The organism is Vibrio sp. LQ2 (assembly GCF_023920125.1).
GTDB lineage: Bacteria > Pseudomonadota > Gammaproteobacteria > Enterobacterales > Vibrionaceae > Vibrio > Vibrio fluvialis.
In genome coordinates, this window is the sequence record NZ_CP085308.1 from 1,308,919 (window position 1) to 1,334,669 (window position 25,751).

Annotated in this window: 25 protein-coding genes; 12 read left to right on the top strand and 13 right to left on the bottom strand. The window is 50.1% G+C overall.

Annotation, left to right across the window (positions count from 1 at the left end; all coding sequences use genetic code 11):
• The first annotated feature begins 111 nt into the window (after window positions 1-111).
• Genes minC through minE form a run of 3 tightly spaced genes read left to right on the top strand, consistent with a single transcriptional unit; the run spans window position 112 to window position 1,878 of the window.
• Window positions 112-774 (top strand): septum site-determining protein MinC, encoded by a 663-nt coding sequence (minC, locus tag LGV68_RS06110; protein ID WP_020327865.1) that lies wholly within the window; start codon window positions 112-114, stop codon window positions 772-774.
• Window positions 775-795: 21 nt separating this feature from the next.
• Complete coding sequence (gene minD / locus LGV68_RS06115; protein ID WP_020327867.1) at window positions 796-1,608, top strand: septum site-determining protein MinD; 813 nt, start codon at window positions 796-798, stop codon at window positions 1,606-1,608.
• 6 nt (window positions 1,609-1,614) lie between these two features.
• Window positions 1,615-1,878, top strand: coding sequence for a cell division topological specificity factor MinE (minE, locus tag LGV68_RS06120; RefSeq protein WP_004726580.1), 264 nt, complete (start codon window positions 1,615-1,617; stop codon window positions 1,876-1,878).
• A gap of 53 nt (window positions 1,879-1,931) precedes the next feature.
• On the opposite strand, the gene LGV68_RS06125 is transcribed toward minE, so the two are convergent.
• The 9 genes from LGV68_RS06125 to LGV68_RS06165 all read right to left on the bottom strand — a co-directional run bounded on the left by LGV68_RS06125 (window position 1,932) and on the right by LGV68_RS06165 (window position 11,721).
• Complete coding sequence (locus LGV68_RS06125; RefSeq protein WP_252536387.1) at window positions 1,932-3,779, bottom strand: M3 family metallopeptidase; 1,848 nt, start codon at window positions 3,777-3,779, stop codon at window positions 1,932-1,934.
• Window positions 3,780-3,947: 168 nt separating this feature from the next.
• Window positions 3,948-5,063: a ribonuclease D gene (gene rnd, locus LGV68_RS06130; protein WP_061056698.1), complete on the bottom strand. Its 1,116-nt coding sequence runs from the start codon at window positions 5,061-5,063 to the stop codon at window positions 3,948-3,950.
• A 104-nt stretch (window positions 5,064-5,167) separates the two neighbouring features.
• The gene (fadD, locus tag LGV68_RS06135) at window positions 5,168-6,865 is read right to left on the bottom strand and encodes a long-chain-fatty-acid--CoA ligase FadD (RefSeq protein ID WP_020327870.1); all 1,698 of its coding nucleotides are present in this window, start codon (window positions 6,863-6,865) and stop codon (window positions 5,168-5,170) included.
• Between the two features lie 105 nt (window positions 6,866-6,970).
• Window positions 6,971-7,828, bottom strand: coding sequence for an alpha/beta hydrolase (locus LGV68_RS06140; RefSeq protein ID WP_222791353.1), 858 nt, complete (start codon window positions 7,826-7,828; stop codon window positions 6,971-6,973).
• The gene (locus LGV68_RS06145; RefSeq protein WP_252536388.1) at window positions 7,828-8,385 is read right to left on the bottom strand and encodes a Slp family lipoprotein; all 558 of its coding nucleotides are present in this window, start codon (window positions 8,383-8,385) and stop codon (window positions 7,828-7,830) included. Before LGV68_RS06145 ends, LGV68_RS06140 begins: the two co-directional genes overlap by 1 nt.
• An 18-nt stretch (window positions 8,386-8,403) precedes the next feature.
• Window positions 8,404-8,703 (bottom strand): hypothetical protein, encoded by a 300-nt coding sequence (locus tag LGV68_RS06150; protein ID WP_024373154.1) that lies wholly within the window; start codon window positions 8,701-8,703, stop codon window positions 8,404-8,406.
• Window positions 8,704-8,764: 61 nt separating this feature from the next.
• Complete coding sequence (gene tsaB / locus LGV68_RS06155) at window positions 8,765-9,466, bottom strand: tRNA (adenosine(37)-N6)-threonylcarbamoyltransferase complex dimerization subunit type 1 TsaB (RefSeq protein WP_024373155.1); 702 nt, start codon at window positions 9,464-9,466, stop codon at window positions 8,765-8,767.
• Between the two features lie 8 nt (window positions 9,467-9,474).
• Entirely contained in the window at window positions 9,475-11,403 is a 1,929-nt protein-coding gene (locus LGV68_RS06160) for an ATP-dependent DNA helicase (RefSeq protein WP_020327875.1), read from the bottom strand.
• A gap of 117 nt (window positions 11,404-11,520) precedes the next feature.
• Window positions 11,521-11,721 (bottom strand): hypothetical protein, encoded by a 201-nt coding sequence (locus LGV68_RS06165; protein ID WP_020327876.1) that lies wholly within the window; start codon window positions 11,719-11,721, stop codon window positions 11,521-11,523.
• 295 nt (window positions 11,722-12,016) lie between these two features.
• Between LGV68_RS06165 and purU the strand changes: the two genes are divergently transcribed.
• Window positions 12,017-12,850, top strand: a complete 834-nt coding sequence (purU, locus tag LGV68_RS06170; protein ID WP_024373156.1) for a formyltetrahydrofolate deformylase — start codon at window positions 12,017-12,019, stop codon at window positions 12,848-12,850.
• 69 nt (window positions 12,851-12,919) lie between these two features.
• On the opposite strand, the gene LGV68_RS06175 is transcribed toward purU, so the two are convergent.
• On the bottom strand, window positions 12,920-14,923 hold the full coding sequence (locus LGV68_RS06175; RefSeq protein WP_075988741.1) for an NADPH-dependent 2,4-dienoyl-CoA reductase: 2,004 nt from the start codon (window positions 14,921-14,923) through the stop codon (window positions 12,920-12,922).
• Window positions 14,924-15,134: 211 nt separating this feature from the next.
• Between LGV68_RS06175 and sppA the strand changes: the two genes are divergently transcribed.
• Together sppA and ansA are read left to right on the top strand one after the other, a co-directional pair.
• Entirely contained in the window at window positions 15,135-16,985 is a 1,851-nt protein-coding gene (sppA, locus tag LGV68_RS06180; protein WP_047462776.1) for a signal peptide peptidase SppA, read from the top strand.
• A gap of 133 nt (window positions 16,986-17,118) precedes the next feature.
• Complete coding sequence (ansA, locus tag LGV68_RS06185) at window positions 17,119-18,132, top strand: asparaginase (protein ID WP_020327881.1); 1,014 nt, start codon at window positions 17,119-17,121, stop codon at window positions 18,130-18,132.
• 80 nt (window positions 18,133-18,212) lie between these two features.
• Here ansA and LGV68_RS06190 read toward each other — a convergent pair whose 3' ends face one another.
• Complete coding sequence (locus tag LGV68_RS06190) at window positions 18,213-18,497, bottom strand: DUF1315 family protein (protein ID WP_020327882.1); 285 nt, start codon at window positions 18,495-18,497, stop codon at window positions 18,213-18,215.
• A 114-nt stretch (window positions 18,498-18,611) separates the two neighbouring features.
• Between LGV68_RS06190 and LGV68_RS06195 the strand changes: the two genes are divergently transcribed.
• Entirely contained in the window at window positions 18,612-19,433 is an 822-nt protein-coding gene (locus LGV68_RS06195; RefSeq protein ID WP_020327884.1) for a DUF2989 domain-containing protein, read from the top strand.
• A gap of 42 nt (window positions 19,434-19,475) precedes the next feature.
• Here the strand turns inward: LGV68_RS06195 and msrB are convergent, their stop codons facing one another.
• Window positions 19,476-19,880 (bottom strand): peptide-methionine (R)-S-oxide reductase MsrB, encoded by a 405-nt coding sequence (gene msrB, locus LGV68_RS06200; protein WP_020431689.1) that lies wholly within the window; start codon window positions 19,878-19,880, stop codon window positions 19,476-19,478.
• A gap of 338 nt (window positions 19,881-20,218) precedes the next feature.
• On the opposite strand from msrB, the gene gap reads away from it, so the two are divergent.
• The 5 genes from gap (at window position 20,219) to LGV68_RS06225 (ending at window position 24,762) form a co-directional block, all read left to right on the top strand.
• The gene (gene gap, locus LGV68_RS06205) at window positions 20,219-21,214 is read left to right on the top strand and encodes a type I glyceraldehyde-3-phosphate dehydrogenase (RefSeq protein WP_020327886.1); all 996 of its coding nucleotides are present in this window, start codon (window positions 20,219-20,221) and stop codon (window positions 21,212-21,214) included.
• Window positions 21,215-21,463: 249 nt separating this feature from the next.
• Entirely contained in the window at window positions 21,464-22,348 is an 885-nt protein-coding gene (locus tag LGV68_RS06210; RefSeq protein ID WP_252536389.1) for a D-hexose-6-phosphate mutarotase, read from the top strand.
• 82 nt (window positions 22,349-22,430) lie between these two features.
• Window positions 22,431-23,261, top strand: a complete 831-nt coding sequence (rlmA, locus tag LGV68_RS06215) for a 23S rRNA (guanine(745)-N(1))-methyltransferase (RefSeq protein ID WP_222763099.1) — start codon at window positions 22,431-22,433, stop codon at window positions 23,259-23,261.
• Window positions 23,262-23,338: 77 nt separating this feature from the next.
• Window positions 23,339-24,271, top strand: coding sequence for a ChaN family lipoprotein (locus tag LGV68_RS06220; RefSeq protein ID WP_252536390.1), 933 nt, complete (start codon window positions 23,339-23,341; stop codon window positions 24,269-24,271).
• A 137-nt stretch (window positions 24,272-24,408) separates the two neighbouring features.
• Window positions 24,409-24,762 carry a hypothetical protein gene (locus LGV68_RS06225; protein WP_020327890.1) on the top strand — a complete coding sequence of 118 codons (354 nt, stop codon included), beginning with the start codon at window positions 24,409-24,411 and terminating at the stop codon, window positions 24,760-24,762.
• Between the two features lie 136 nt (window positions 24,763-24,898).
• Here LGV68_RS06225 and LGV68_RS06230 read toward each other — a convergent pair whose 3' ends face one another.
• Window positions 24,899-25,663, bottom strand: a complete 765-nt coding sequence (locus tag LGV68_RS06230) for a DUF4344 domain-containing metallopeptidase (protein WP_038127194.1) — start codon at window positions 25,661-25,663, stop codon at window positions 24,899-24,901.
• Window positions 25,664-25,751: the final 88 nt, after the last annotated feature.

Consider the following 25,751-nt stretch of genomic DNA (forward strand, 5'->3'; position numbering starts at 1 on the left):
TTGACCGCAAGATAACTTGCTGCGCCTAGGCGCTGAATATAACATGACTTCCCTAGTCTCGGGCAACGCTCTTTCTTATGCAGCCAAGAGTTTATTGAGGTCAACGTTACGATGTCTAATACACCTGACCTGAAAGGTAGTAGTTTTACTTTGTCAGTTTTACACCTTTCTGACAATCAAATCGCCAGTACTGTCGAGTTTCTGAAACAGAAAGTCTCGCAGGCTCCGGCGTTCTTCGCCAACGCTCCGGTGGTGATCAATATTTCGAAAGTGGATGGCGACATCGACTTTCTGGCCCTGAAAAATGGCATCAGCGACGCGGGATTGATCCCGGTCGGTGTCACGGGTTGCAAAGATAAACGCTGTCAGTCGCTGGCATCAGAAGCGGGTTTTGCCGTCATGACCGCTAGCAACAGCCCGACCAAAGCGCCTGCGAAAATGGCGCCAACCAAAATCGTTCGTACACCGATCCGCTCCGGGCAGCAGGTGTACGCCAAAGATGGCGATTTGGTGATCCTCAATCACGTCAGCCCGGGTGCGGAAGTGATTGCCGATGGTTCCATTCATATTCACGGCACACTGCGCGGCCGGGCGATTGCCGGTGCCAGTGGTCAAAAAGAAGCAAGAATTATCTGTCATGATTTACAAGCTGAGCTGGTATCCATCGCTGGAAACTACTGGCTGAGCGATCAGATTGAAAGTGAGTTCTGGCAGAAGAAAGTGATGCTCAGCATGACTGAAGAGTCACTCCATTTTGAAATACTCACAATTTAAAATTCGAAAGGAAATTATTAAATGGCACGCATCATTGTCGTTACGTCAGGAAAAGGCGGTGTAGGTAAAACGACCTCCAGCGCCGCAATCGCGTCAGGCTTAGCGCTGAAAGGTAAGAAAACTGCGGTGATCGATTTCGATATCGGTCTGCGTAACCTTGATCTCATCATGGGCTGTGAACGCCGCGTCGTGTACGACTTCGTAAACGTCATCAATGGTGAAGCAACACTGAACCAGGCGTTGATCAAAGACAAACGCAACGAAAACCTGTTCATTCTTCCGGCTTCGCAGACCCGCGATAAAGATGCACTGACCAAAGATGGTGTGCAGCGCGTGCTGAATGAACTAAAAGAGATGAACTTCGATTTCATCATCTGTGACTCACCAGCAGGTATCGAGCAAGGCGCGCTGATGGCGCTGTACTACGCCGATGAAGCGATTGTGACCACCAACCCTGAAGTCTCTTCCGTGCGCGACTCTGACCGTATCCTTGGCATTCTGGATTCGAAATCGCTGCGCGCTGAGCAAGGCATGGAACCTGTGAAACAGCACCTGCTGCTGACCCGCTACAGCCCGGCTCGCGTTACTCAGGGTGACATGCTGAGCGTACAAGATGTTGAAGAAATTCTGCATGTGCCGCTGCTGGGTGTCATTCCGGAAAGCCAGGCCGTACTGAACGCATCCAACAAAGGCGTGCCGGTCATCTTTGACGAACAGTCCGATGCAGGCCAAGCTTACGACGACACCGTTGAACGCCTATTGGGCCAAACCGTGGAGTTCCGCTTCCTGACCGAGCCGAAGAAAGGCATCTTTAAACGACTTTTTGGGGGCTAGAGTTTAATGTCATTACTTGAGTTTTTCCGACCACAGAAGAAAACATCAGCCAGCCTCGCCAAAGAGCGTTTGCAAATCATCGTTGCAGAACGTCGCAGCCAGAACGATCCGGCACCGACTTACCTGCCTCAGTTGAAAGAAGACATTCTGAAAGTGATTGCCAAGTATGTCGCGATTGACCCGAGCATGGTTGAGTTGTCATTCGAGCACAAAGATGACGACATCTCCGTGCTGGAGCTGAACGTCAAGCTACCGGACGACGAAAAGTAAAAAAAAGAGCCGACTCAGTCGGCTCTTTTTCGTTGTGAGAGTGCGTGATTTCGTTAACAGCCGTAGTGCTCAGCGATGAACGCCTCAAACTGCTCACACATCTGCTCATCAGACTCTTGGTTGCTCGCCAGCTCCTTCGCACCATCCACGACGCGAATAGTCGCATTGAGTGACGCGACAGGTGCCTGCTGACGCGCAGACAATCCTTCAATTTTCTTCAGCTGACTTTGCCACGCCTGCTCTGCAGACTGGTTACACATGTCGGCTAAATACTTGGCGTTAAACCCTTCACCCGTCAGGCGAACAATGGTTTCGTTGTGCGACACCTGGTTGCCATCATGCCAGTAATGCTTCGCCAGCAGCGGACCTATGTGCGGGTTATCGGTCAGATAACCAAACTTATCGAGGAAGTACGCACGTGTCTGGTAAACCGCCATGTGTGCCAACAAATAACCGTGATAGGCACACGCGGCTTCATCTGACAACAAGTGTGGGATCGCCAGCAGCGGGCGCGGGCTGCACTCAAGGCCGATAATGCGCTGCTCAGTGGCACGCATCAACGCAGTAATGCGCCCAGGCGTAAGTTCATCGTCGCTCAAATCATACAAAGCACGTTCAAAGTAAGGCACCAGTAAAATACTGCGCTCTTCGTAAGCTTTGAATGGCTGACGGCTGTAGACCATGGCTTTGATGACGTCATCCGGCACCACATCACCTTGAGCATTGAAGGCATACGTTTTCAGCCAGTCGGCATCGGTCAGCAGGCTGTCGCAGAACATGGATTGCGTTTCGGCGTACGCCATCGAAGTTGGGGCAAACTCCTGAGAGAAGCACGGTGCATTCAGTTTCACGTTGGCAAAGTGCGCCGCGTGGCCGCCTTCGTGGAAGAGTGTATTGATACCATCGTAGCCACTGCCGATCTGATCCGGTTTCGCGTTACTGGTGAAATTCACCTTAGCCGCCACCCACTGACCTTGATCGTAAAACGACGGGATCGGGCCATGACAGAACCCGTTCGGGTATTTGCCTTTACGATCAAGCAGATCCAGTGTCAGCTCTGCACCAGAATAATCGATATTCAGGCGGCCAAACGACTCTACCCAACGGCGCAGCGAACGAGAAAACGGCACATACGGATCTAAGTCGCGCATTACATCGCCGGCAAACGAGAAGATGAAGTTATAGCCCGTGAGCGCTTGCTCCCCTTTCTCTGCCGCGAGCGCACTTAGACTGCGTTGATGGCTGTCACGTGTGCGCACTTCAAAATCATCCAGAATGGCAAACAGCTCATCGCTGGTCATCTTCTCTTTCTTCGCTACTGAGTAGTCAAAGAAAGTGCGATAACCGAGCGTACGGGCAAATTCGTTGCGCATCTTCACCAGTTCGATAAAGCCGTTTTGCAGCAACCACTGCTCTAAATCCAGTAGCGCCTGATGTGCGCTTTGACGCACCGCTTCCACATCACTGGTGCGGATGGTCGCCGCCAGCGTCACCAGAGAGGCTTCGATCTGTTCACCTTGCTCATTGGTGTAATACAGTGGGTGCTTCTGTTTTTTCTCAAACAGATCCGCTTCAAACTGAATCAGCTTGGCTTTTAGTTGCTGCGCGGCTGCCGATTCCAGCGCGTGCGATTCAAACATCGCCAGCCAGCCTTCCAACCCGGCCAGAGTGCTGCGCTTTTCCTGCTCGTCGGTAATCGCCTGCGCAACGGTAATTTGGTCGCGAATGGCCTGAATTTGTTCACCGGCGCTGAGAAATTGCGTCCACTCGGTTTGCGCCTGAGTCGAACCGTCATGGTCATCGCTGATGCCCATGTACGTATCCCAGAAAAAGTCTTCTTTAACGCGATGAAGATGAAGATAACGATGGTTTAAATCGTTGAGATATTGCGTCGCTGTCATTGGATTCCTTTTATGACGTTGTCCGTTACCAGCCCCCATTATGGCATGCCTCCCCAGAGACAAATAATAATCAACCAGATTCATACCAAAAACGGATGTAAACTCACATTTACTGATTTTTCCTGCAAGCTGACAACAAAAAACCGGCCTGATGACCGGTTTTGCAGATTAAACAAGTTTTTCCAGCTTTTCGCCCAGTAGAGGCAGGCGCCAGCCTTGCATCACATCCGGCAATTTTTCCGGATCTTTATCTTTGTTCCATACCCAGTTCAACAATTGGTTGAGCTGCTTCTTGGAAGCCAGAAACTCCGTCGCCAATCCGGATGATTGCGAGACATTTTTCACTTCATCTTTCAGCTTTTTAAACAGCTGTTTGTAACCCGGATAGTCCATCAGCGGCACGATTTTCTCCGGGTACTGCTCTGGCGGGGTCTGCTGCGCGGCTTTAACGATGTTTATCATCTTGGTGCTGTGACGACGAATCGCATGCGGATCGATGCCTTCTTCTTCCATGCGTTTCGGACTACGCAGAGCCAGACGAGCGATGGTCAGCAGATCGTTTTCACGAATGACGAAATTAAGTGCCAGATCGCGGTTCACCGCTTCCTGATAACGCCAGGTTGCGAGAGGTTTAAGTATCGCCAGTTCCTTCGGTTTCAGCTGCCACGCTCCTTTGATATCAAGGTACGCCAGCTCTGGGTTGGAAGTGCGGGTACGCTTTTCCACTTGCAGTTCAGATTCTTGCTGCGCCGCTTCCCACCAGCCTGCCTGAATCACTTTCTCCAGCAACTGTTCGTACATTGGCATCAGATAAAACACATCCGCTGCGGCGTATTCAAGCTGCTTCTGCGACAGGGGGCGCGCCAGCCAGTCGGTGCGCGACTCGCTTTTATCCAGTTCCACATTCAGCAGATCATTGGCCAGCGAAGCAAAGCCTGTGGACAGGCCGTAACCAAGAAACGCTGCCATAATTTGCGTATCCACCATTGGGAACGGCACACAGCCAAAGCTGGTCTTAAATACTTCGATATCTTCGCCGCACGCGTGCAACACTTTGAGTACCGAAGTATCTTGCATCAGCTCGACAAACGGTGACATCTCATCGAGCGCCAACGGGTCGATCAGCGACAGGTTTTCACCGTCAAACAGCTGAATCAGGCCCAGTTGCGGATAGAAGGTACGGGTGCGGACAAACTCGGTGTCCAGCATGACAACGTCTGCGTCTCGCGCCAGAGCACACACACGTTCTAAATCGTTGAGTTGATCAATTATCTGATAATTCACAAAAGGCTCACTTTGTGTCTCCCTTACGGGTATCGGTGACCCTTGGGAATAAAAAATGCCGACGGTTAGGCCGGCATTGTAGCATCATTTTGATTTGATGTGCGTTATGCGCTTTTCTTCTGCTCAGCCAGCTGAGCATCGTTCTCTTCGCGCAGTACGCGACGCAGAATTTTACCCACGTTGGTTTTTGGCAGTTCTTCGCGGAACTCAATCAGTTTTGGTACTTTGTAGCCGGTCAGGTGTTTACGGCAGTGCGTGATCAGCTCATCTTTGGTCAAGCTCGGATCGCGCTTGACCACGTAGATTTTCACCACTTCGCCCGACACTTCGTGTGGCTGGCCAATCGCGGCCACTTCCAGCACTTTGCCATGCAGTGCCACCACATCTTCAATTTCGTTCGGGTACACGTTGAAGCCGGACACCAGAATCATGTCTTTCTTGCGATCGACGATGTAAATCATGCCGTTTTCGTCAAAGCGCACAATGTCGCCCGTCGACAACCAACCCTCTTCATTGATGACTTCTTTGGTCGCTTCCGGACGCTGCCAGTAACCCTGCATCACTTGCGGGCCACGCACTTGCAGTTCGCCAGTTTGGTCGTAGTTCAACACATTGCCTTCGTCATCGACGATACGCACTTCGGTTGAAGGCACCGGTAAACCAATAGCACCGGAGTAATCAGCCAGATCGTACGGGTTACCCGTGACGAGTGGTGAACATTCGGTCAGGCCATAGCCTTCGAGCAAATGGACACCAGTGATCTTTTTCCATTTTTCTGCCACCGCGCGTTGTACGGCCATACCGCCGCCCACAGAGAGTTTCATGTTGGCGAAATTCAGCTCATGGAAATCTTCGTTGTTCACCAGAGCGTTAAACAGCGTGTTTACGCCAGTGATGGCTGTAAACGGATGTTTCTGCAACTCTTTGACAAAGCCTGGAATATCGCGCGGGTTGGTAATCAAGAGGTTGCTGCCACCCATTTCGATAAACAGCAGACAGTTCACGGTCAGCGCAAATACGTGATACAGCGGCAGTGCTGTCACCACCAGTTCACGGCCTTCGCGTAGCACAGGACCGTAAGCACCTTTGGCTTGCAGCACGTTGGCAACCATGTTGCGGTGAGTCAGAATCGCTCCTTTCGCCACACCCGTTGTGCCACCAGTGTACTGCAGAAACGCAATGTCCTCGCCTGACATAAACGGCTTCACGTATTGCAGGCGACGACCTTTGTGCAGCGCTTTACGCATCGAGATTGCGCCCGGCAGGTCATACTTTGGTACCATGCCTTTGACGTATTTCACCACAAAGTCCACCAGCGTACCTTTGGCACGCGGCAGCATCTGGCCCAGACTGGTCAGCACGACGTGCTTAACCTGCGTGTTGGCAACGATCTGCTCCAGAGTATTGGCGAAGTTAGAGACGATCACGATGGCGCGAGCATCGGCATCGTTGAGCTGATGTTCCAGTTCGCGAGGAGTGTATAGCGGGTTAACGTTCACGGCGATCATACCCGCGCGCAGAATACCAAAGAGCGCCACCGGATATTGCAGTAGGTTAGGCATCATCAATGCCACGCGGTCGCCTTTTTTCAGTTTCAGTTCATTCTGCAGGTAAGCCGCAAACGCTCGGCTACGTTCCTCCAGTTTGCGAAACGTCATCACCGAGCCCATGTTGATGAAGGCTGGCTGGTCGGCGTATTTGTGCACTGACTGTTCGAACATTTCAACCAATGACAGATATTGGTCGGGATTAATGGTTTCCGGTACATCGCTTGGATAACGTGAGAGCCAAGGTTTATCCACAGTAATACTCCTCGTAATTGACTGGCGTATCTTGTTGTCATTATTAGAATGAACGCTATTACAGCACAGCCGACGTGCTTGAGCACGAAAGACCCAAACACTTGTTTAAATTTTGTTAACTAAGCCAAAAATTAGTTCTGCGACGAGTAAAGGCTGCTCAAGATGGCAATGATGACCACCAGAAATGGTAAACATCTCTAAACGATCGTTAGGCGAAATGTGGCGATCTTGCTTCAAATGGTGAAAACCCTGATCGCCCAATATAATCCGTTGCGGGCAGCGAATATGCTCCAACACTGCCTGTGCGTGTTCCCACGACATTCGGTACAACGATTCACTCTTAAGCTTGCTGTCGTGCCGCCAGCGCCATTGGTCGTCCACGCACTCAATACCCCGCTCAACAATCGGTGCGAGTAACTCAGCCGCAACTTGATTGGCCGCGACACGGCGCTCAAGTGCTTGTTCAAAGCTGGTATAACCGCGTTCTGGTTTGCGTCGGATGCGTTGACGACTCATCACACCGTGACGTAATCGCTCAACACTGAGGGCTGGAGATTCCGCGAGTGGGCCGAAGCCTTCGATCTGAACTAATCCTGCGACTTGGTCAGGAAAGGCGGCACTATAGCAACTTGAAATCAAAGCACCAAGAGAGTGGCCGACTAACACCAGTCTGTTTGATGAAAAGTTAGCCAAAAGTTGGTAAATATCGTCAATATAGTCGTGAAATGGATAGAAACTGTGGCCAGATTTATGGTCTGATAGCCCGTGTCCTGGTAAATCGATTGCGCAGAGGTGCCAATCGGGATTGAGATGATGCAAAGATTGCATAACCGTTTGAAAACTGGCGGCATTATCCAACCAGCCATGTAAAAAAACGACCGATATCTCGGCCGCTTCTGTATTGCCGACTTCGATCGCCGCCAGGCGTCCTTCGGCTAAAACATAACTTTGCGACTGCAGCATTATTTAACTTCTTGGATCACCCGGCCATCGCGTGGAAAATCATCGAAATGGCGGCAGTAGAAGTTGCGACAGGGAAACATGTAAGGTCCGGTATCGTCGATCACCACACGTTCCGTGACACGCCACAGATAGTACCCGTTGGCATTCATCACCGGAAACTGATGCTCAAAGTCGCCGACTTTGCCGCTTTCGGGCTCAGCCGTTGTACCGACCAGCGTGATCAGGCGGCCTTCTCCGAATGTGACCGGATCCAGGAAACCTTTCACGTAAGCGACAAAGCGCCCCTGCGGTTCGCTGGTTAAGCTTGGCCGTCCCGCGTCATCAATCGGCAAATTGACGATTTCTAAGCGGGTTTTGTCGGTTAAATTCTTGGTACTGGCGATCACACCACCGAGGCGAGCCTCGCCTTTCTGGGCGGGATCTGCCTGAGTCCAGATCGTGTAATCGGTCACTACCGATTCACTTTGCGATGTTAACTGTTCAGGGAGGGACGCACACGCCGACAGCAATAATGCCGCCAGTCCGGTCAATGCTAATTTAAAATGATAGATTTTCATCGTTTACGTCCCATTCAATCAGATATAAATATCGACCCCAAGCATTTGAGCAAGTTCCTCTTTTCTCGCCTGGTTCATCACGTCCATATACTCTTCTAACGCTTTACGCGATCGGCCTTCCGGCAGATCATACTGCACCTGCGCACGATGGATATCGGACGGATCCATTTGACGAATGGAATTAGAAACAGCGGTCGCGACTTTGGTGGTTTGCGCCACCTCCGACGATCCCTTACTTACCTCATTCTTCTTTTTCGCTTTAGATGCCCGGTTAGCACCGGGTATCCGCGCGGGAGGCAATCCATTAATTGAAACCATGCTGTTCCTGCTCATTCAAGGCGGACGAACACGCCCAGCCTTTGCCTATGATCGTCCGGGATTATTCACGGCCCGGCAGCTTTTTCCACGCTACCGTGTCACGCAGATAAACCGGGCTGGCATTTTCCACCGCAACGGTGTTGCCTTTTTCCAGCTCATGCTTAGCCAGCACCACCATATCCTGCGCCTGTGGATACAGTACACCGCTGTCCTGACGCTCGATTGGCAGACTCGCCAGCGCTTCACTGTAGGCATCCCAACCCGTACCGGCGGTGCCCCAGATTTCGCTGCTTGCGCTGATTTTCTCACCCAGCGCTTGTGGCGGAATAACACACTCTTCATCTACGGTTAGCCAAGTGCCATCTTCCTGACGCTCATAACGGCCCCAGTACACTTCGCTCATACGCGCGTCAATCGCACTGGCCACACGAGTCATACCATGTTCACGGTATGCACCTTGTGCCAACGCAGCCAGCGTCGAAATGCCAATCATTGGTAAGTCAGCGCCGAACGCTAAACCTTGTGCAATTCCGATGCCAATACGCACACCAGTAAAGCTGCCCGGGCCACGGCCAAACGCCAGCGCATCCAACTCTTGCAACGTGACTCCGGCTTCTTTCAACACCTCGTCCACCATTGGCAGGATCTTTTTGGTGTGATCGCGCGGCGCCACTTCACTACGGCTGTACAGTTTGTCGCCTACCATCAAAGCAACCGAACAGGCTTCTGTTGCGGTATCTAAGGCAAGAATTTTTGCGCTCATGTATATCTCTAATTTATTGCTGTTTCTGATAAATGTTGCAGAAAGTCTTTCACCACATCCAGATCCCGCGTACGCGGAATCGGCGGTAGACTGGCAAGGAAAATGCCGCCATAGTCGCGGGTCACCAAGCGGTTATCGCAGATGATCAGCGCTCCTTTGTCTTTCTGGTCTCGAATAAGTCGTCCCACACCCTGCTTTAAGGTGATCACCGCTTCAGGCAGTTGTACCTGCGCAAACGGATCGCCACCACGTAGCTTGCAGTCTTCAATACGCGCTTTGAGCAGCGGGTCATCAGGTGCGGTAAACGGAAGTTTGTCGATGATAACACAGCTTAGTGTGTCGCCTCTAACATCTATACCTTCCCAGAAGGCCCCTGTCGCCACCAGCAGCGCGTTGCCGAGTTCCATAAACTCAGCCAGAGTTTTCTGCTTGCTGGTTTCCCCCTGCATCAACACTGGCAGCGTCAGTTGCTCACGAAACCGCTCTCCCAGTTCGCGCATCATGCTGTGTGAGGTACACAGGAAGAAGCAGCGCCCCTGGTTCTGCTCAATCACCGGAGCCAGCATGCGTACTAGTTTATCGGCAAGTCCGGGACTGTTAGGTTCAGGCAGATAACGTGGCACGCACAGTTTGGCCTGCTGCTCATAATCGAACGGGCTGGGCAGAGAAAACTGCGCGGTCGGGGTCAAGCCCAAGCGATGGGTAAAATGGCCGAAGTCGTCGTTCACCGCCAGCGTTGCTGAAGTAAAAATCCACGCCCCTTGCTTCATTTCCATTTGTTCATGGAACTTATCGGCCACCGTCAGCGGTGTGATGTGCAGGCTGAAATGGCGCGGCGTGGTGTCATACCAGTAGGAATAACCGGTGATCGACACATCGCATACTCGCTCGATGCGTCCTTTGATGAGATTCGCACGCTCAAACGCGGTATCGAGCAGTTGGCTGCGACCCAGCGCCAGTTTAAGGACATCAATGGCGAAGTTGAGGCTATCAAGCACCCGTTCAATCTCGCGCGAAATAGACGGCGACTGCATCGCTTCGCGCCAGTTACCGCGATAACCCGGTTCACCCAACACAATGCGCAAATCCATCGCCGATTGCACTAACTTGTCGCCCACTTTTTGCAGTTGACGCATGTCTTTGGCTTCGGTGCGATAACCAATCTCGATGTCTTTCGCCAGCTCCTGAATCTGGCGGCTTGAAACCGACTGACCAAAATACTGGCTGGCAATATCCGGCAGTTGATGCGCTTCATCGAAAATAAACACGTCCGCCTCTGGGATCAATTCGCCAAAGCCGGTCTCTTTGATGGCTAAATCAGCCAAAAACAGGTGATGGTTGACCACCACCACATCGGCCTCCATCGCTTTGCGGCGCGCTTTCGAAACGAAACAGTCCTGATAACTCGGGCACTCTTTGCCAAGGCAGTTATCGTTGGTCGAGGTGATCGTTGGGATCACCAGGCTGTCTTCAGGCAAATCGTCGCACTCACCCAAATCGCCGGTTTTGGTTTCCGATGCCCAGCTGCGTACTTTGACCAACTGAGTCAGTAACGTCGGATCCGCTTCGTTGGTATGGCTCTCCACCATCTGGCGGCTGAGGCGATCGAGACATAAGTAGTTCGCCCGCCCTTTGAGCAGTGCCACATTGCCATGAAAACCGAGCGCGCCAACCATCAACGGCAGATCGCGATGGAACAGCTGCTCCTGTAGGTTCTTGGAGCCGGTACTGATGATCACCTTTTTACCGCTCAGCAGTGCGGGGACCAGATAGGCGAAGGTTTTGCCCGTACCCGTTCCGGCCTCGACCACCAGCTGCGAGCTATGTTTAATGGCATTAGCGACCGCCTCGGCCATATCAATTTGCGCCTGACGAGCCTGAAAACCCGGAATGGCTTTGCCGAGTGCGCCTTGCTGAGAGAAGGTTTTTGCGATCATCCTGAGAGCTGACGGAAAATAGAATGTCGCGATTATGGCAGGTTTCCGCACAAGGCGCGAATCGGATTACGCTCGCGCCAACGTGCAGGAAAAAGAGGTAAAGCTAACCCAGCAGAGTTAACGCCGGTTCAGATACCGGGCCATCCAGGGCGGTGCATCATAACCCGTCCCGATTTCACACATCACTCTTGCCGCTTCAGCTGGCGAGGCTTTGTTTTCCCAAAGAGTATCAAGCAAAGCCTGATTGATGGGTTGATCCCCCATCAGAGCGGAAACACGTTCGACATACAACTTACGCGCAAGAAGTTCTTTATCCATAAAACACCACCTTGAATGCACACTAAAATGCCCGAATTTACTGAAGAATAAACCCGTAGCAGACCGTGATAGTTGTTGAAACCGATGTGAGAATAGATTAATTATAGACGCTATATTTTGGACTGCCCGACCGTTCCGGCACGTCCATCTTGTTATACATCCCAGGTCATTGGACTCCGTTATCCCACCTTCTTGTTCTTGCCGCCAATCTGGCTGCCACCTCAAGTTGATGGGTTACACCGCTTCAACTAAACACGGGATTCCAAAATAAAAGAAATGCACGGAAGTTGTATTAATGGAAAAGAAAACGCTCCTCACGCATTGTACAGATGCCCCGGGTTTGATCTCTAAAATCACCAATATTTGTTACAAGCACCAACTCAACATCATTCACAACAATGAATACGTGGACAACACCAGCGGCCATTTTTTCATGCGCACGGAGCTGGAAGGGTACTTCAACGATGAAACCCTGCTGGCGGATTTAGACCACGCCCTGCCACAGGGTGCCAAGCGTAAGCTCATCAGCTCAAGTCGTAAGCGGGTTGTGATTCTGGTGACCAAAGAAGCCCACTGTCTGGGCGACATTCTGATGAAAAACTTTGATGGCAGTCTGGATGTCGATATCGCCGCCGTCGTGGGTAACTACGATACGCTGCAAGGCCTGACCGAGAAGTTTGAAATCCCGTATCACTGCGTGTCTCACGAAGGTCTGAACCGTCAGGAACACGAGCAGAAGATTCTGGAAGTGATTGACAAGTACCAGCCGGATTACGTCGTGCTGGCAAAATACATGCGTGTTCTGACGCCGGGTTTTGTTGAAAAGTACCATCACAAAATCATCAACATTCACCACAGCTTCCTGCCAGCGTTCATTGGTGCGAAACCTTACCAGCAAGCGTATGAGCGCGGCGTGAAAATCATCGGTGCGACTGCGCACTTCGTGACCAACGATCTCGACGAAGGACCAATCATCAAGCAGGACGTGATTCCGGTCGATCACACGTTCAGCGCGCAGGATATGGCGCAGGCTGGCCGTGACGTTGAAAAGAACGTACTGAGCAAAGCATTAGCGAAAGTGCTCAACGATCATGTGTTTGTATACGGCAACAAGACGGTGATTCTGTAATCCATTCGGTTGCGGAGACGAAAAAGGCGCTTAATCGCGCCTTTTTTATTGTTCGCATGAGCGGTTAATTTACAGCTTAACGGCCAGCGTGACACCCTGGCGAATTGCGCGTACCGCATCCAGTTCGCCAGCATGATCGGCACCACCAATGACGTGTAGCTTGTCGCCCAATTGCTCCCATTTGTCTTCAAACGGACGCACTGATTCCTGCCCCGCACAAATCACCACTTTGTCGACTTCCAACAACTTATGCTGTTCATCAATCGAGATGTGCAAGCCATGAGGGTCAATCCTGTCGTAACTCACACCACCGAGTAAGTGAACGCCGCGTTTTTCCAGTGTGCGTTTATGGATCCAGCCAGTGGTTTTGCCCGGACCACGGCCGACACGCCCTTTACGACGCTGCAACAGCCACACTTCTTTGTCGCTGACCGAATCCGGATGCGGGTACAAACCACCAGGATGCGCGATATCGGTGTCGATGCCCCACTCATGCAACCAGTCTTGGAGATTGTGACCTTGCGGTTCGGTGATCATAGTCGCCACATCCACACCGATGCCGCCGGCACCGACGATCGCCACCTTGTCACCGACTGGTGTCTTTTCGCGGATCAGCGTTTGGTAATCGACGACTTTCTCAGGGTTATCCACGCCTTCAATTTTTACTCTGCGTGGCTCAACGCCTGACGCCATGACCACTTCGTCGTAGCCAGACAGCATGTCGTAAGTCACTTCAGTATCAAGGTACAAACGCACGCCCGTTTCTTCCAAACGGTTGGCGAAATAGCGAATGGTCTCACGGAACTCTTCCTTGCCCGGGATCTGCATCGCGAGGCGGAACTGACCACCAATACGGTCATTACGTTCAAACAGATCGACCTCGTGACCACGCTCTGCAAGCGTCGTCGCACTGGCAAGACCTGCGGGGCCGGCACCAATCACCGCCACCTTTTTCTTCACACTTGCGGGTTGCACCACGATTTCTGTTTCATAACAGGCACGCGGGTTGACCATACAGCTTGCCCGTTTGCCACGGAACACGTTGTCGAGGCAGGCTTGGTTACAGCCGATGCAGGTATTGATAAAAGCAGCTTTGCCTTGTTCTGCTTTAGCGACAAACTCTGCGTCAGCCAGGAACGGACGCGCCATCGACACCATATCAGCCTGACCGCTGGCAATAATTTTTTCTGCCTGCTCCGGCGTGTTAATACGGTTGCAGGTGACCACTGGCACCTTAAGGTGCGGTTTGATTTTTTCGGTTACCCAGGCAAACGCTGCTCGCGGCACCTGAGTCGCAATCGTCGGAATACGTGCTTCATGCCAGCCGATCCCCGTATTGATGATCGTCACACCCGCATCTTCTAACGCTTTGGCCAGCATCAGCACTTCTTCAAAAGTGCTGCCTTCTTCGACCAGATCGAGCATCGACAGACGGAAGATGATGATAAATTCTTTACCGACTGCTTCGCGAATAGCGCGCACCACTTCAAGCGGAAAACGGATACGGTTTTCGTAGCTGCCCCCCCAGTCGTCATAACGCATGTTGGTGCGTTTACAGATAAATTGGTTGAGCAAATAGCCTTCCGAGCCCATCACTTCTACACCATCGTAGCCAGCCAGCTGCGCCAGTTCCGCGCTGTTGGCAAACGCCGCAATGGTTTTCCGGATCTGACGCGGGCTCATTTCGCTGGGTGCAAATTTAGCGATCGGTGCTTTAATTGAAGAGGCGCTCTGGGCAAATGGGTGCATGGCGTAGCGGCCTGCGTGAAGCAGTTGCAGCGCTATCTTGCCCCCGTGACGATGTACCGCTTCGGTCACTACCTGGTGCGCTTTAGCGTGTTTGGTTTTGCTGAATTCTGCGCTGAATGGGTGCAGGCGCCCACGCAGATTCGGTGAAAAACCGCCGGTAACGATAAGACCAACGCCACCTTTGGCGCGCTCTTCGTAAAAGGCAGCAAGTTTGTGGAGTCCTTCCTTTTGTTCTTCAAGACCGGTATGCATCGATCCCATCAGTACGCGGTTACGTAACTGAGTAAATCCAAGGTCTAAAGGCTGTAGCAGATGTGGGTACATGGTGACATCACTTTTATTTTTATCCTTTGGTCCGACCAGAATATGTATGTCATTACTAAAAATCAAACACGTGTTTACATATTTGTAACACCGATCAACCTTGCAGTTGTTTGGGTATAATGAATAACGTAGGATGTAACTCATTAATATCTCTCGGGAACTTGACCGAGCTATCCTCGACAAGCCACTCACTTGTTGCGCTGGAGACACAATGAAACAATTATTTCGATTTATCGGACTGATTTTTAAAGGTATTTGGAAAGTTATCACCTTTATTCGTCTGGCCCTCACCAACCTGATTTTCCTTCTCAGCCTGGCGATTATTTACTTCGTCTATATCCATGCTGAATCTCCAACGCCAACTGTCGACAAAGCGTCTGCGTTAGTGCTCAACTTGTCAGGCCCGATCGTGGAGCAAAGCACCTACGTCAACCCGATGGACTCCTTTGCCGGTTCAGTATTGGGGCAGGATTTACCGAAAGAAAACGTGCTGTTCGACATCGTCGATACACTGCGTCATGCCAAGGATGATGAGAAAGTCAGTGGCCTGGTTCTGGCGCTTCGCGACATGCCGGAAACCAACCTGACGAAACTGCGTTACATCGCCAAAGCGATCAATGAGTTCAAGGCGTCCGGTAAACCAGTCTACGCCGTTGGTGATTTCTATAATCAGAGTCAGTACTACCTGGCCAGCTACGCCAACAAGATTTTCCTGTCACCGGATGGTGCGGTGATGCTGCGTGGCTACAGTGCCTACAATCTGTATTACAAAACCCTGCTGGAAAAACTTGATGTAAACACGCACGTCTTCCGCGTCGGCACATATAAGTCAGCGATCGAACCTTTCATTCGTGATGACATGTCGGATGCCGCGCGTGAATCGGCATCTCGCTGGTTAACACAGCTGTGGGGGGCGTATGTGGATGATGTGGCGACGAATCGCCAGATCGATGCAAAGACGCTGACTCCAAGCATGGATGAGTTCCTGGCTCTGCTGAAACAGTCATCCGGTAATCTGGCAGACCTGTCCCTTAAAGTCGGCTTGGTCGATGAATTGGCAACACGCCAGCAAATCCGCAAAGAGTTGGCCGATATCTTTGGCAGTGATGGCGATGACAGCTACAACGCTGTGAGCTACTACGATTACCGACCAACGGTCACGCCAAAGTTTGACATGGCGAACGACGATATCGCGGTCGTGGTCGCAAGCGGTGCGATCATGGATGGTTCACAACCACGCGGTACCGTGGGCGGTGACACCTTAGCCTCACTACTTCGTCAGGCTCGTAACGACGACAAAGTGAAAGCCGTGGTGCTGCGTGTCGACAGTCCGGGAGGCAGCGCATTTGCGTCGGAAGTGATTCGCAACGAAATTGAAGCGATCAAAGCGGCTGGCAAACCGGTAGTGATCTCAATGTCGAGCTTGGCTGCGTCTGGCGGTTATTGGATCTCCATGAGCGGTGACCAAATCGTAGCGCAACCAACCACACTAACGGGCTCTATTGGTATTTTCAGCGTCATTACCACCTTTGAAAAAGGATTGAATAAGCTCGGCGTGTACACCGATGGCGTTGGTACTTCACCTTTCTCTGGCGTTGGTGTGACAACGGGGCTGACGGACGGCGTGAAAGATGCACTGCAAATGGGTATCGAGCATGGTTACCACCGTTTCATTTCTTTGGTTGCCGAAAACCGCCACATGTCTGAACAGGACGTCGACAAGGTGGCTCAGGGCCGCGTCTGGACTGCACAAGATGCGCAGAAACTCGGGTTAGTAGACAAACTGGGTGACTTCGATGACGCAGTGGCGTTGGCTGCCAGTTTGGCCAAACTGGAGACATACAACCTGTACTGGGTGGAAGAACCACTGAGCCCGGCACAGCAGTTCCTGCAGGATCTGTTCGGTCAGGTACGTGCTGGTTTGGGGCTTGATGTTTCCAGCCTGATGCCAGAAGCATTAAAACCTGCCACCAAACAGCTCGTGTCCGACGCCAGTCTGCTAAGCAGCTTCAATGATCCGAAAGGCTATTACGCGTTCTGTTTGACCTGTCAGGTTGAATAACGGCATTAAGCCTTATAACTACTGCTCTTACCAGCATGATATCAAGAGGCGCTTTGTTATAAGCGCCTCTTTTTATTGCAGTGGTTTTCGCTATAATCCGCGTTCTGTTCCCCTACAAAAAGTGATGTCCCCCATGACAAGAAAACATATCTATATCGCCTACACTGGCGGCACCATCGGTATGAAAAAATCCGATCATGGTTACGTGCCGGTTGAAGGCTTTATGGAGAAGCAACTGGCGAGTATGCCGGAATTCCACCGTCCGGAAATGCCACAGTTCACCATTCATGAATACGAACCGCTGATCGACTCTTCCGATATGACGCCAGAGGACTGGCAGAAAATTGCGGACGACATTCGCGACAACTACGACAAATACGATGGTTTTGTGATTCTGCATGGCACTGATACCATGGCTTATACCGCCTCTGCACTGTCGTTCATGCTGGAAAACCTGGGTAAGCCAGTCATCGTAACCGGCTCACAGATCCCGCTGGCAGAGCTGCGTTCTGACGGCCAAGCAAACCTGCTTAACGCGTTACACATTGCGGCGAATTACCCGATCAACGAAGTGACGCTGTTCTTCAACAATCAGCTGATGCGCGGAAACCGCAGTACCAAATCCCATGCGGATGGTTTTAACGCTTTCACCTCACCTAACCTGCCACCCCTGCTGGAAGCGGGTATTAACATTCAGGTGAGCAACAACGTGAAACTGGGCGTGCAACCGGAAGGCGAATTCCGTGTACAGAACATCACTCCACAGCCAATCGGCGTGATCACTATGTATCCGGGTATCTCACACGAAGTGATTCGCAACACGCTGTTGCAACCTGTGAACGCGATGATTCTGTTGACGTTCGGTGTCGGTAACGCACCACAAAAACCAGAGTTGCTGGCGCAGTTGAAAGATGCCTCTGAACGCGGCGTGATCGTAGTGAACCTGACCCAATGTCTGGCGGGTAAAGTCAACATGGGCGGTTATGCGACAGGCTGTGCGCTGGCAGATGCCGGCGTGATCAGCGGTTTTGATATGACTCCGGAAGCAGCATTGGCAAAACTGCATTACCTATTGAGCCAGAACTTATCGTACGAAGAAGTGAAAGTGCGCATGCAACAAGTTCTGCGTGGCGAAATGAGCCTGTAACGCGACGAATAGAGAGACAAAACCCCGCCAAAGCGGGGTTTTTTATATGACTTTCTGCACTCATGCACAGAGCCGACGACTTACTCTTGGTTTGGATTGATGCGAACGATGTCTTCCTGGCCCTGCTGAAAACGCTTTTTCAGCTCCGCTTTTGATTTAAACACCACATCGCCCCCCACACCGACACTCATGTGGTCGGCATTCAGATTGTGTTTTGACTGATACAACATCACAGCTTGCATACAGTAATCTCGCTGCTCCTGAGAAAGTGTTGTACCCTCAGGCCACTTACCCGTTTCCACAGCGAACACTAAACGCTCATACGCTTCGGGTGTGATTGCATCGATTAATTGATTTGCATCCATGATTGTTTCCTATTTAACACAGCTGATAAAAACAGTTCGCGTCACCTTAACTGGCTGGCATATCGAGTCAAGACCAGCTAAATAAATAAGTGTATCGGATCACAAGCCAACATTATGAACAGCGTAAAAACCTTAGTTATTTTGTCTCTACCGTTGTTACTCAGCGGATGTTTTGAGAATCGTAAGAACACAGAAAAGCTCTGCGCTGATAACCCTAACCTGCGTTGCGAACACCTCAACATGGACGACGGCCAGTGCCGTATTCCGCGTACCGATCTAATCTGGCACCGCTATGAGGTGCTCAAAAATCCGAGTGTGGACAACAAAATTCAGGAATATTCCTTCGTTAGTGCCTACCGCAAGTGCTTGGAGCTGGCATCGCAGATCCAGCCGATTGATCAATCGGCGCTGAAGGAAAGGCGTTTTGATGCGCTAATTCATACCGGCAAAGAGCAAGAACGCCTGGTTAGCGAGCTGCGTCAAATGCGTACCCCGCATTCGCTCTATTTCTTGTGGAGCCAGACTGGTGATAATCAGGCGCGCCGTGAATTCCTGCAAATGGAAGGCAAGCCCGAGCTGGAAACCGCCGAACTGCAATACGCTTTGGCGACATTCTACACGTCGCGGGATCGTGAAAAGACCATCCGCCTGCTGAACCATGCGTTGGAACTCAGTAATGGTCAAACCGTCAACACAGAGATTTTTAAATCACTCGCGAGCACTTACCAAGCGCTGAATGACAAAGAACACGCCTATGTATGGGCCATGGTAGGCAAATCATTTGGTGTACCGCTGGCAACCCCAGCCGAACTGGAATTGCTCTACGGATTCAGTCAGGACAAATTTAAGCGGCTGGAAGGTTTGGCAGACGAAGTCATCAAAGCGATTAACACAGGTCAATTCTCCAGCCACATGATTCCTAACATCTTGGAATGATGTAAAGTTTCAACAATCAGCGGTGAAAGTTTCACCGCTTTTTTAAATTTTGTTGAAAATTAACGACACAGAATTTACACAAAATCGTTCGCCAGTCGTCACCGGGCCATCGGGAAAAACGTGCCCTAAGTGGCTGTCACAAGCTGCACAACGGATTTCAGTACGCACCATTCCGTGACTACGATCATCTAAATAACGAATAGCTTCATCGTTAAGCGGTGCGTCAAAACTCGGCCAACCGCACCCAGAATCATACTTGTTTTCAGAGCGGAAAAGTGGCGCTTCACAGCATGTACAGTGGTAAATCCCTGTCTCTTTATTATGCAAAAGTTTGCCAGTGAAAGGAGCCTCCGTCCCTCGCTCACGGCATACATAATATTCTTCTTCACTCAGGCGTTCACGCCAGTATTCATCAGGTTTTGTTACTTTTTCTTCTTTCAGAACCACGTTACTTTCTTTCCTTTCTTATAGCGTATTCATGTGCATTTTTTGGATAAAAACTTGCGTACATCGCGCTTTGTAGCACATACTTTCTCACCATGACACGGTGGATTTTCGTTTTCTAAATTACCTAAGATAACTCGGGTATTTTACGTCAATTGGTAGAGATAATAAGCAGTGTCGAGTTTAAAAATTAACCATTTGCAACCGATTGTTAAAAAAAGCGTCGCTTTTTTTTGACTTTAAACAAGTTAAGTCCGATTATCTGTTGCAGACTTTTACTGGATTCTGTAATTTTACTACCAGTTATCTTTAATCAGAAATTAAGTTGTGGAGCAACTATAATGACTATCAAAGTAGGTATTAACGGTTTTGGCCGTATCGGTCGTTTCGTATTCCGTGCAGCACAAGAGCGCAATGACATCGAAGTTGTAGGTATCAACGACCTGATCGACGTAGATTACATGGCATACATGCTAAAATACGACTCAACTCACGGCCGTTTCAACGGTACTGTTGAAGTTGAAGGTGGTAACCTGATCGTAAACGGTAAGACTGTACGTGTTACTGCAGAACGTAACCCAGAAGACCTGAAATGGGACGCAATCGGTGTTGACGTTGTAGCTGAAGCAACTGGTCTGTTCCTGACTGACGAGACTGCACGTAAGCACATCACTGCTGGTGCGAAGAAAGTTGTTCTGACTGGTCCTTCTAAAGACGCAACTCCAATGTTCGTTAACGGCGTAAACTTCGACACTTACGCAGGTCAAGACATCGTTTCTAACGCTTCTTGTACTACTAACTGTCTGGCTCCAATCGCTAAAGTACTTAACGACAAGTTCGGTATCGTGTCTGGTCTTATGACTACAGTTCACGCTACTACTGCAACTCAAAAAACTGTTGACGGTCCTTCTGCGAAAGACTGGCGCGGTGGTCGTGGTGCTTCTCAGAACATCATCCCATCTTCAACTGGTGCAGCTAAAGCAGTAGGCGTTGTTCTTCCAGAACTGAACGGCAAACTGACTGGTATGGCTTTCCGCGTACCAACTGCTAACGTTTCTGTAGTTGACCTGACTGTTAACCTAGACAAAGCAGCTTCTTACGCAGACATCTGTAAAGCAATGAAAGAAGCTTCTGAAGGCGAACTGAAAGGCGTTCTAGGCTACACTGAAGACGCAGTAGTTTCTCAAGACTTCATCGGCGAAACTTGTACTTCTGTATTCGATGCAGCAGCTGGTATCGCACTGACTGACAAATTCGTTAAAGTTGTATCTTGGTACGACAACGAAATCGGTTACTCAAACAAAGTTCTAGACCTGATCGCTCACATCTCTAAATAATGTAAGCGTTTAGCGAAGCTTAATCTTATTGATAAAGCGTAGAACGAAAGGCGACTCTAGGGTCGCCTTTTTAGTCTCTGATTTTTGTCGGCAGCATGTTTGTTGCCGATGTACAAGGCGTTCCCCGCATACCCACGGCGGTCATTTTGAGTCGCTCGTCCTGCATAGCTGGACGGTCCACCGAAAGACATAAGAGATAGTAGCCGCAAGGTATTCAGGCCCGGAGCGCAATACTCAGGAGCGTTACTTATGGATTTACAGTCTCTTTCTGCCCTCACCGTGTTATCCGACTGCGTGACTGTAGTCGAGTACCAACAGGTTAAAATCGTCCGCGTGATTCATGAAAAAGCCACAGCAGGTATTGCTCTGCATGGCGGCCACGTGGTCTCATTCCAACCCGCCGGGCAACCTGAGCTCATTTGGATGAGTGATGCGGCAATTTTTGATGGCAAAGCCGCTCTGCGCGGTGGCATTCCGGTTTGCTGGCCCTGGTTTGGCCGTTTAGCGAATCCTGGTCACGGTTTTGCCCGCAGCAGCGAATGGCGACTCGTTGAGCATCGCGAAAACGAACAGGGCGTGATAGTGACCCTTGGCTTGAACGCAAACGACGCCACTCTGGCAATCTGGCCATATCAGTTTGACGTTCTGCTGCATGTCGAAGTGTCCGAGCAGCTAAAAGTCTCTCTGGAAATCCACAATACAGATGAAAAAGCCTGGACCTTCTCCGGTGCACTGCATACGTACCTGAACGTGGGCGACATCACTCAGGTACAAACCACAGGCATGGGCGCGGAATACATCGACAGCCTGCAAGACGCCAAAGTTTGTCAAGGTGGTGAAACTCTGGTTCTGACTGACACGATTGATCGCGTCTACACTCAACCGGAAGCACAAATCGAAGTGCATGACCCGGTATTAAAACGCACGTTGGTGGTCGAAAACAGCGGCCACAACTCGGCAGTGTTGTGGAACCCTTGGTCACAAGGCGCCGCATCGATTGGTGATATGACTGACGATGGCTACAAAACTATGCTGTGTGTAGAGTCGACTCTCCATGCGCCTTGCCTATCGGCAGGCAAAACCCTTCTACCGGGCGAGCAGCATTTACTGACAACCACATTGTCCGTGAAATAATGCTAAGGGCAGCTTCGGCTGTCCTTTTTATTTTGTGTGCTTGCCGCTAAACTTACGCCTCAATTTTTAACGTGAGATCACCATGGCTTACCAGTGTCCCCTATGTCAGCAACCTTTATCTTTAACCGAACGGACTTACGCCTGTGAAAACCGTCACCAGTTTGATGTCGCCAAAGAAGGTTACATCAACCTGATGCCAGCCCATCACAAGCGCTCCAAAGATCCCGGTGATAATAAAGAGATGATGCAGGCCAGACGCCGTTTTCTGGAAGCGGGCCATTATGACCCTATGCGTGACCAAATCGCGGTACTGTGTGCTCAGGCGCTGCAAGGCAGCCAACATCAACTGCTGGACATTGGTTGTGGCGAAGGCTACTACACCACTTACGTCGCCAACGCGCTTCAAGCTCAAAACCCACAAGCACAAACTTACGGACTAGATATCTCCAAAATTGCGGTTCGATACGCAGCCAAACGTTACACCAACTGTGAGTTCACCGTTGCATCCAGCCATCGTCTGCCGTTTGCTGATGCATCACTGGATGGCATTCTGCGCATTTATGCGCCGTGCAAAGCCGAAGAGTTGCAGCGCTGTGTGCGAAACAATGGTGCTGTGATCACGGTAACGCCCGCTGCACGTCATCTTTATCAGTTCAAACAAGGCATTTATCAAGATGTTCGCCTCCATGAAGAGCAACCTGAGATCATTGATGGTTTTGAGCTGGAAACTCAGCAAAAGCTGAACTATATGATGACATTATCCGGAGAAGAGGCGTTTGACCTGCTACAGATGACACCATTCGCATGGCGTGCCAGCGAAGAGTTCAAATCTGAGGTTCGTGCCTCTGAGCAATTTGAGTGTGAAGCGGACTTTATGTTGCGAGTTTACCGTAAACAATCCCCAAGCGAATAAACGATAATAATTCTCATTTTATTTGCAACCCAAAAGGCTCTCCATTACCATTAGCCGATTTTCAATGGAGGCCTTTTATGCGATTTGCCCTACCCCTACTGCTTTCAGCATCCCTCATGGGTTGCGCAGCAACACCCCAAGTTACCACTTATTACGACTATCAACTCGCCTCCCCTATGGGTAACTCACTCACCCTATCGCAGTTTACTCAGGATATCAGAGACGCTGATGTCATCTTAGTCGGCGAATGGCACACCCATGCCGGCATTCACCGTTTTCAAACTGAGTTGCTGCAAGAATTGAGCAAATCAAAACGCCCGGTTGCGCTATCGATGGAACAGTTTTCTCGCCCGGATCAAGCCCTCGTGGATGCATACCTGCGGGGTGAAATCGGCGAACAATATCTGATTCAACAAACCAGTGCCTGGCCAAACTATGAAAGTGATTACCGGCCTTTGGTAGAACTTGCCAAGCAGCAGAAAATTGCCGTCATTGCCGCCAATGCCCCTAAATCTGTCGTGCGCTGCATCGGCCGCTATGGCGCGGCTTATCTCGAGCAGCTGACACCCGATGAACGCCTTCAGGTTGCAGCGCAAATCAATACGCAAGATTCAGTCTACAAACAACAGTTTATGGCTTCCATGCATCATGGCACACCCCAACAAACCGAGAACCAATTTGCCGCACAGATCACCTGGGATGAAACAATGGCGGAAAGTATTGTGAATTACCTGACTAAGCATCCGGGCGTACGCGTGATGCATATTGCTGGCTTATTCCATACTCAGAATGGCCTAGGAACCGCCGCATCCATTCTGCGCCGTAATCCATCGCTTAACATCGTTGTTGTCACTCCTGTTTCAGACTGGCAAACAGAAGGACAAGACTATCAGCTGCGGGTGCTTGCGCCGCCAGTGCGCTACGTTAAACCTGAACATCAGATGGAAGCGTTTAAACAGCTGACACATCGCAATGCCGATTTAACCTGTAAGCCATTGAACAACGAATAGTTTGCTTTTAATCCTGATGATTATCAAAACAGGCATAATGTTTGCTTGACGAATTAGCACACAAAATGTGTAAAAATCGCACAAGTTTTTCACACCCCTGTCGATATAGTGACTGAGAGGCAAATTAGGAGAGATGTATGAACCCAGTAGGCGTAGGATCAGCGCAGCTGTATTCCCCCCAAACGGTGAAATCTCAGGTGTCGGCGACGAGCGAACAGAAATCTGAGCCTGCACCACTCAAGGTTGAGCAGAATAAAGTGACGCTGTCGGAAGAAGGCAAAGCCTTGCTTGCCGCTCTGAAAGAAATTGAAGATGGAAAGACACCAGACATCAAGGATAAAAGCCTGGGTGATAAAGTGGAATCCTTTACCTATGGCGCTCTCGGCATGGGTCACCCAAATGACGTGAAGAAAGAAGATGACTCCTCTTATTCCGCGGGGCAATATCTTTCCGCTGCGGCAACGATCGGCAGTATTTTGCTTTTGATTTAGATACACACTCTCGTTTCGAAAGCACTACTAAGGCTTTACCGCTCATTGACACACAGATCAAACTCCAATGTTTGACCTGTGTGTTGTGTTAGTCATTCTCATAAACACAAAGCGTTAAACAACTGTCGGTTGTTGGTCATAATGTTCTTACTGGCAAGTATGTATGCCAGTTATTGTTTACCTGCTGATAATTGTCGATGCAGAATTCCTTTCTATCTTTGAGGTAATCTTTACCCACTTCATCTAGCAGATACGCGTATTCTTTAGGGTTGCTACCATATACCAAACAAAGTGTTGAAAAATACCTTTGCAAGTCAAAACTATGCTCATCTATGTATTCATCGGATTGGTAATACTCTGGCCGTTCTTCAGACTCAAATGCAAACATGTCAGCAGCACTGATGGCTATCTCGCTGCCATCATCGACATAATCTAGCAAAATGATCGTGGCAAAGTTATCGACCGCATCTTCTTCTTTACCAAGGATTGGAATACCTTTATCTGCAATATATGCGTGGCCAATTTCATGCAACAGTGTGTGTAACAAGGTATCCGATACACCCTCTTTCACAGAGCGTCCATATTTCTCCGCATAACCATTTTTCTGAAAATAATTCAGCGCTTCAGTATAGAAAGTATAAGGGATAGATATCACATGATTTTCTGGGTCATATAACGGCCCCTCATTTTCACCGTAATGAATTTTTAACAAGTCATCAAATGGAAACAAAGAATCTGATAATGCGACAACTATCTTGTTAACACCACTATCATTGATGTCCTGAACCGTCTGCTGTTCCTCTTTAGATTGAGGGGGAGAAAACTCAATACTGATATTGCTCTTAGCTAATGCGGAAGTCACAGAGAAACAGGTTACCAGTAGCGCTACTAAGATTTTCATGTCGGTCTTCTTATCTAAATGCGAGAAAAGCATCTTAGCAGAACTTTAATGTCTAAAAGCAAAGACAAACGGTGCTTTGGCTGAATTG

Coding starts and splice junctions, on each gene's coding strand:
- minC (WP_020327865.1), top strand. CDS start 112: ATGTCTAATACACCTGACCTGAAAGGTAGTAGTTTTACTTTGTCAGTT.
- minD (WP_020327867.1), top strand. CDS start 796: ATGGCACGCATCATTGTCGTTACGTCAGGAAAAGGCGGTGTAGGTAAA.
- minE (WP_004726580.1), top strand. CDS start 1,615: ATGTCATTACTTGAGTTTTTCCGACCACAGAAGAAAACATCAGCCAGC.
- LGV68_RS06125 (WP_252536387.1), bottom strand. CDS start 3,779: ATGACAGCGACGCAATATCTCAACGATTTAAACCATCGTTATCTTCAT.
- LGV68_RS06140 (WP_222791353.1), bottom strand. CDS start 7,828: ATGCTGCAGTCGCAAAGTTATGTTTTAGCCGAAGGACGCCTGGCGGCG.
- LGV68_RS06145 (WP_252536388.1), bottom strand. CDS start 8,385: ATGAAAATCTATCATTTTAAATTAGCATTGACCGGACTGGCGGCATTA.
- LGV68_RS06150 (WP_024373154.1), bottom strand. CDS start 8,703: ATGGTTTCAATTAATGGATTGCCTCCCGCGCGGATACCCGGTGCTAAC.
- tsaB (WP_024373155.1), bottom strand. CDS start 9,466: ATGAGCGCAAAAATTCTTGCCTTAGATACCGCAACAGAAGCCTGTTCG.
- LGV68_RS06160 (WP_020327875.1), bottom strand. CDS start 11,403: ATGATCGCAAAAACCTTCTCTCAGCAAGGCGCACTCGGCAAAGCCATT.
- LGV68_RS06165 (WP_020327876.1), bottom strand. CDS start 11,721: ATGGATAAAGAACTTCTTGCGCGTAAGTTGTATGTCGAACGTGTTTCC.
- purU (WP_024373156.1), top strand. CDS start 12,017: ATGGAAAAGAAAACGCTCCTCACGCATTGTACAGATGCCCCGGGTTTG.
- LGV68_RS06175 (WP_075988741.1), bottom strand. CDS start 14,923: ATGTACCCACATCTGCTACAGCCTTTAGACCTTGGATTTACTCAGTTA.
- sppA (WP_047462776.1), top strand. CDS start 15,135: ATGAAACAATTATTTCGATTTATCGGACTGATTTTTAAAGGTATTTGG.
- ansA (WP_020327881.1), top strand. CDS start 17,119: ATGACAAGAAAACATATCTATATCGCCTACACTGGCGGCACCATCGGT.
- LGV68_RS06190 (WP_020327882.1), bottom strand. CDS start 18,497: ATGGATGCAAATCAATTAATCGATGCAATCACACCCGAAGCGTATGAG.
- LGV68_RS06195 (WP_020327884.1), top strand. CDS start 18,612: ATGAACAGCGTAAAAACCTTAGTTATTTTGTCTCTACCGTTGTTACTC.
- gap (WP_020327886.1), top strand. CDS start 20,219: ATGACTATCAAAGTAGGTATTAACGGTTTTGGCCGTATCGGTCGTTTC.
- LGV68_RS06210 (WP_252536389.1), top strand. CDS start 21,464: ATGGATTTACAGTCTCTTTCTGCCCTCACCGTGTTATCCGACTGCGTG.
- rlmA (WP_222763099.1), top strand. CDS start 22,431: ATGGCTTACCAGTGTCCCCTATGTCAGCAACCTTTATCTTTAACCGAA.
- LGV68_RS06220 (WP_252536390.1), top strand. CDS start 23,339: ATGCGATTTGCCCTACCCCTACTGCTTTCAGCATCCCTCATGGGTTGC.
- LGV68_RS06225 (WP_020327890.1), top strand. CDS start 24,409: ATGAACCCAGTAGGCGTAGGATCAGCGCAGCTGTATTCCCCCCAAACG.
- LGV68_RS06230 (WP_038127194.1), bottom strand. CDS start 25,663: ATGAAAATCTTAGTAGCGCTACTGGTAACCTGTTTCTCTGTGACTTCC.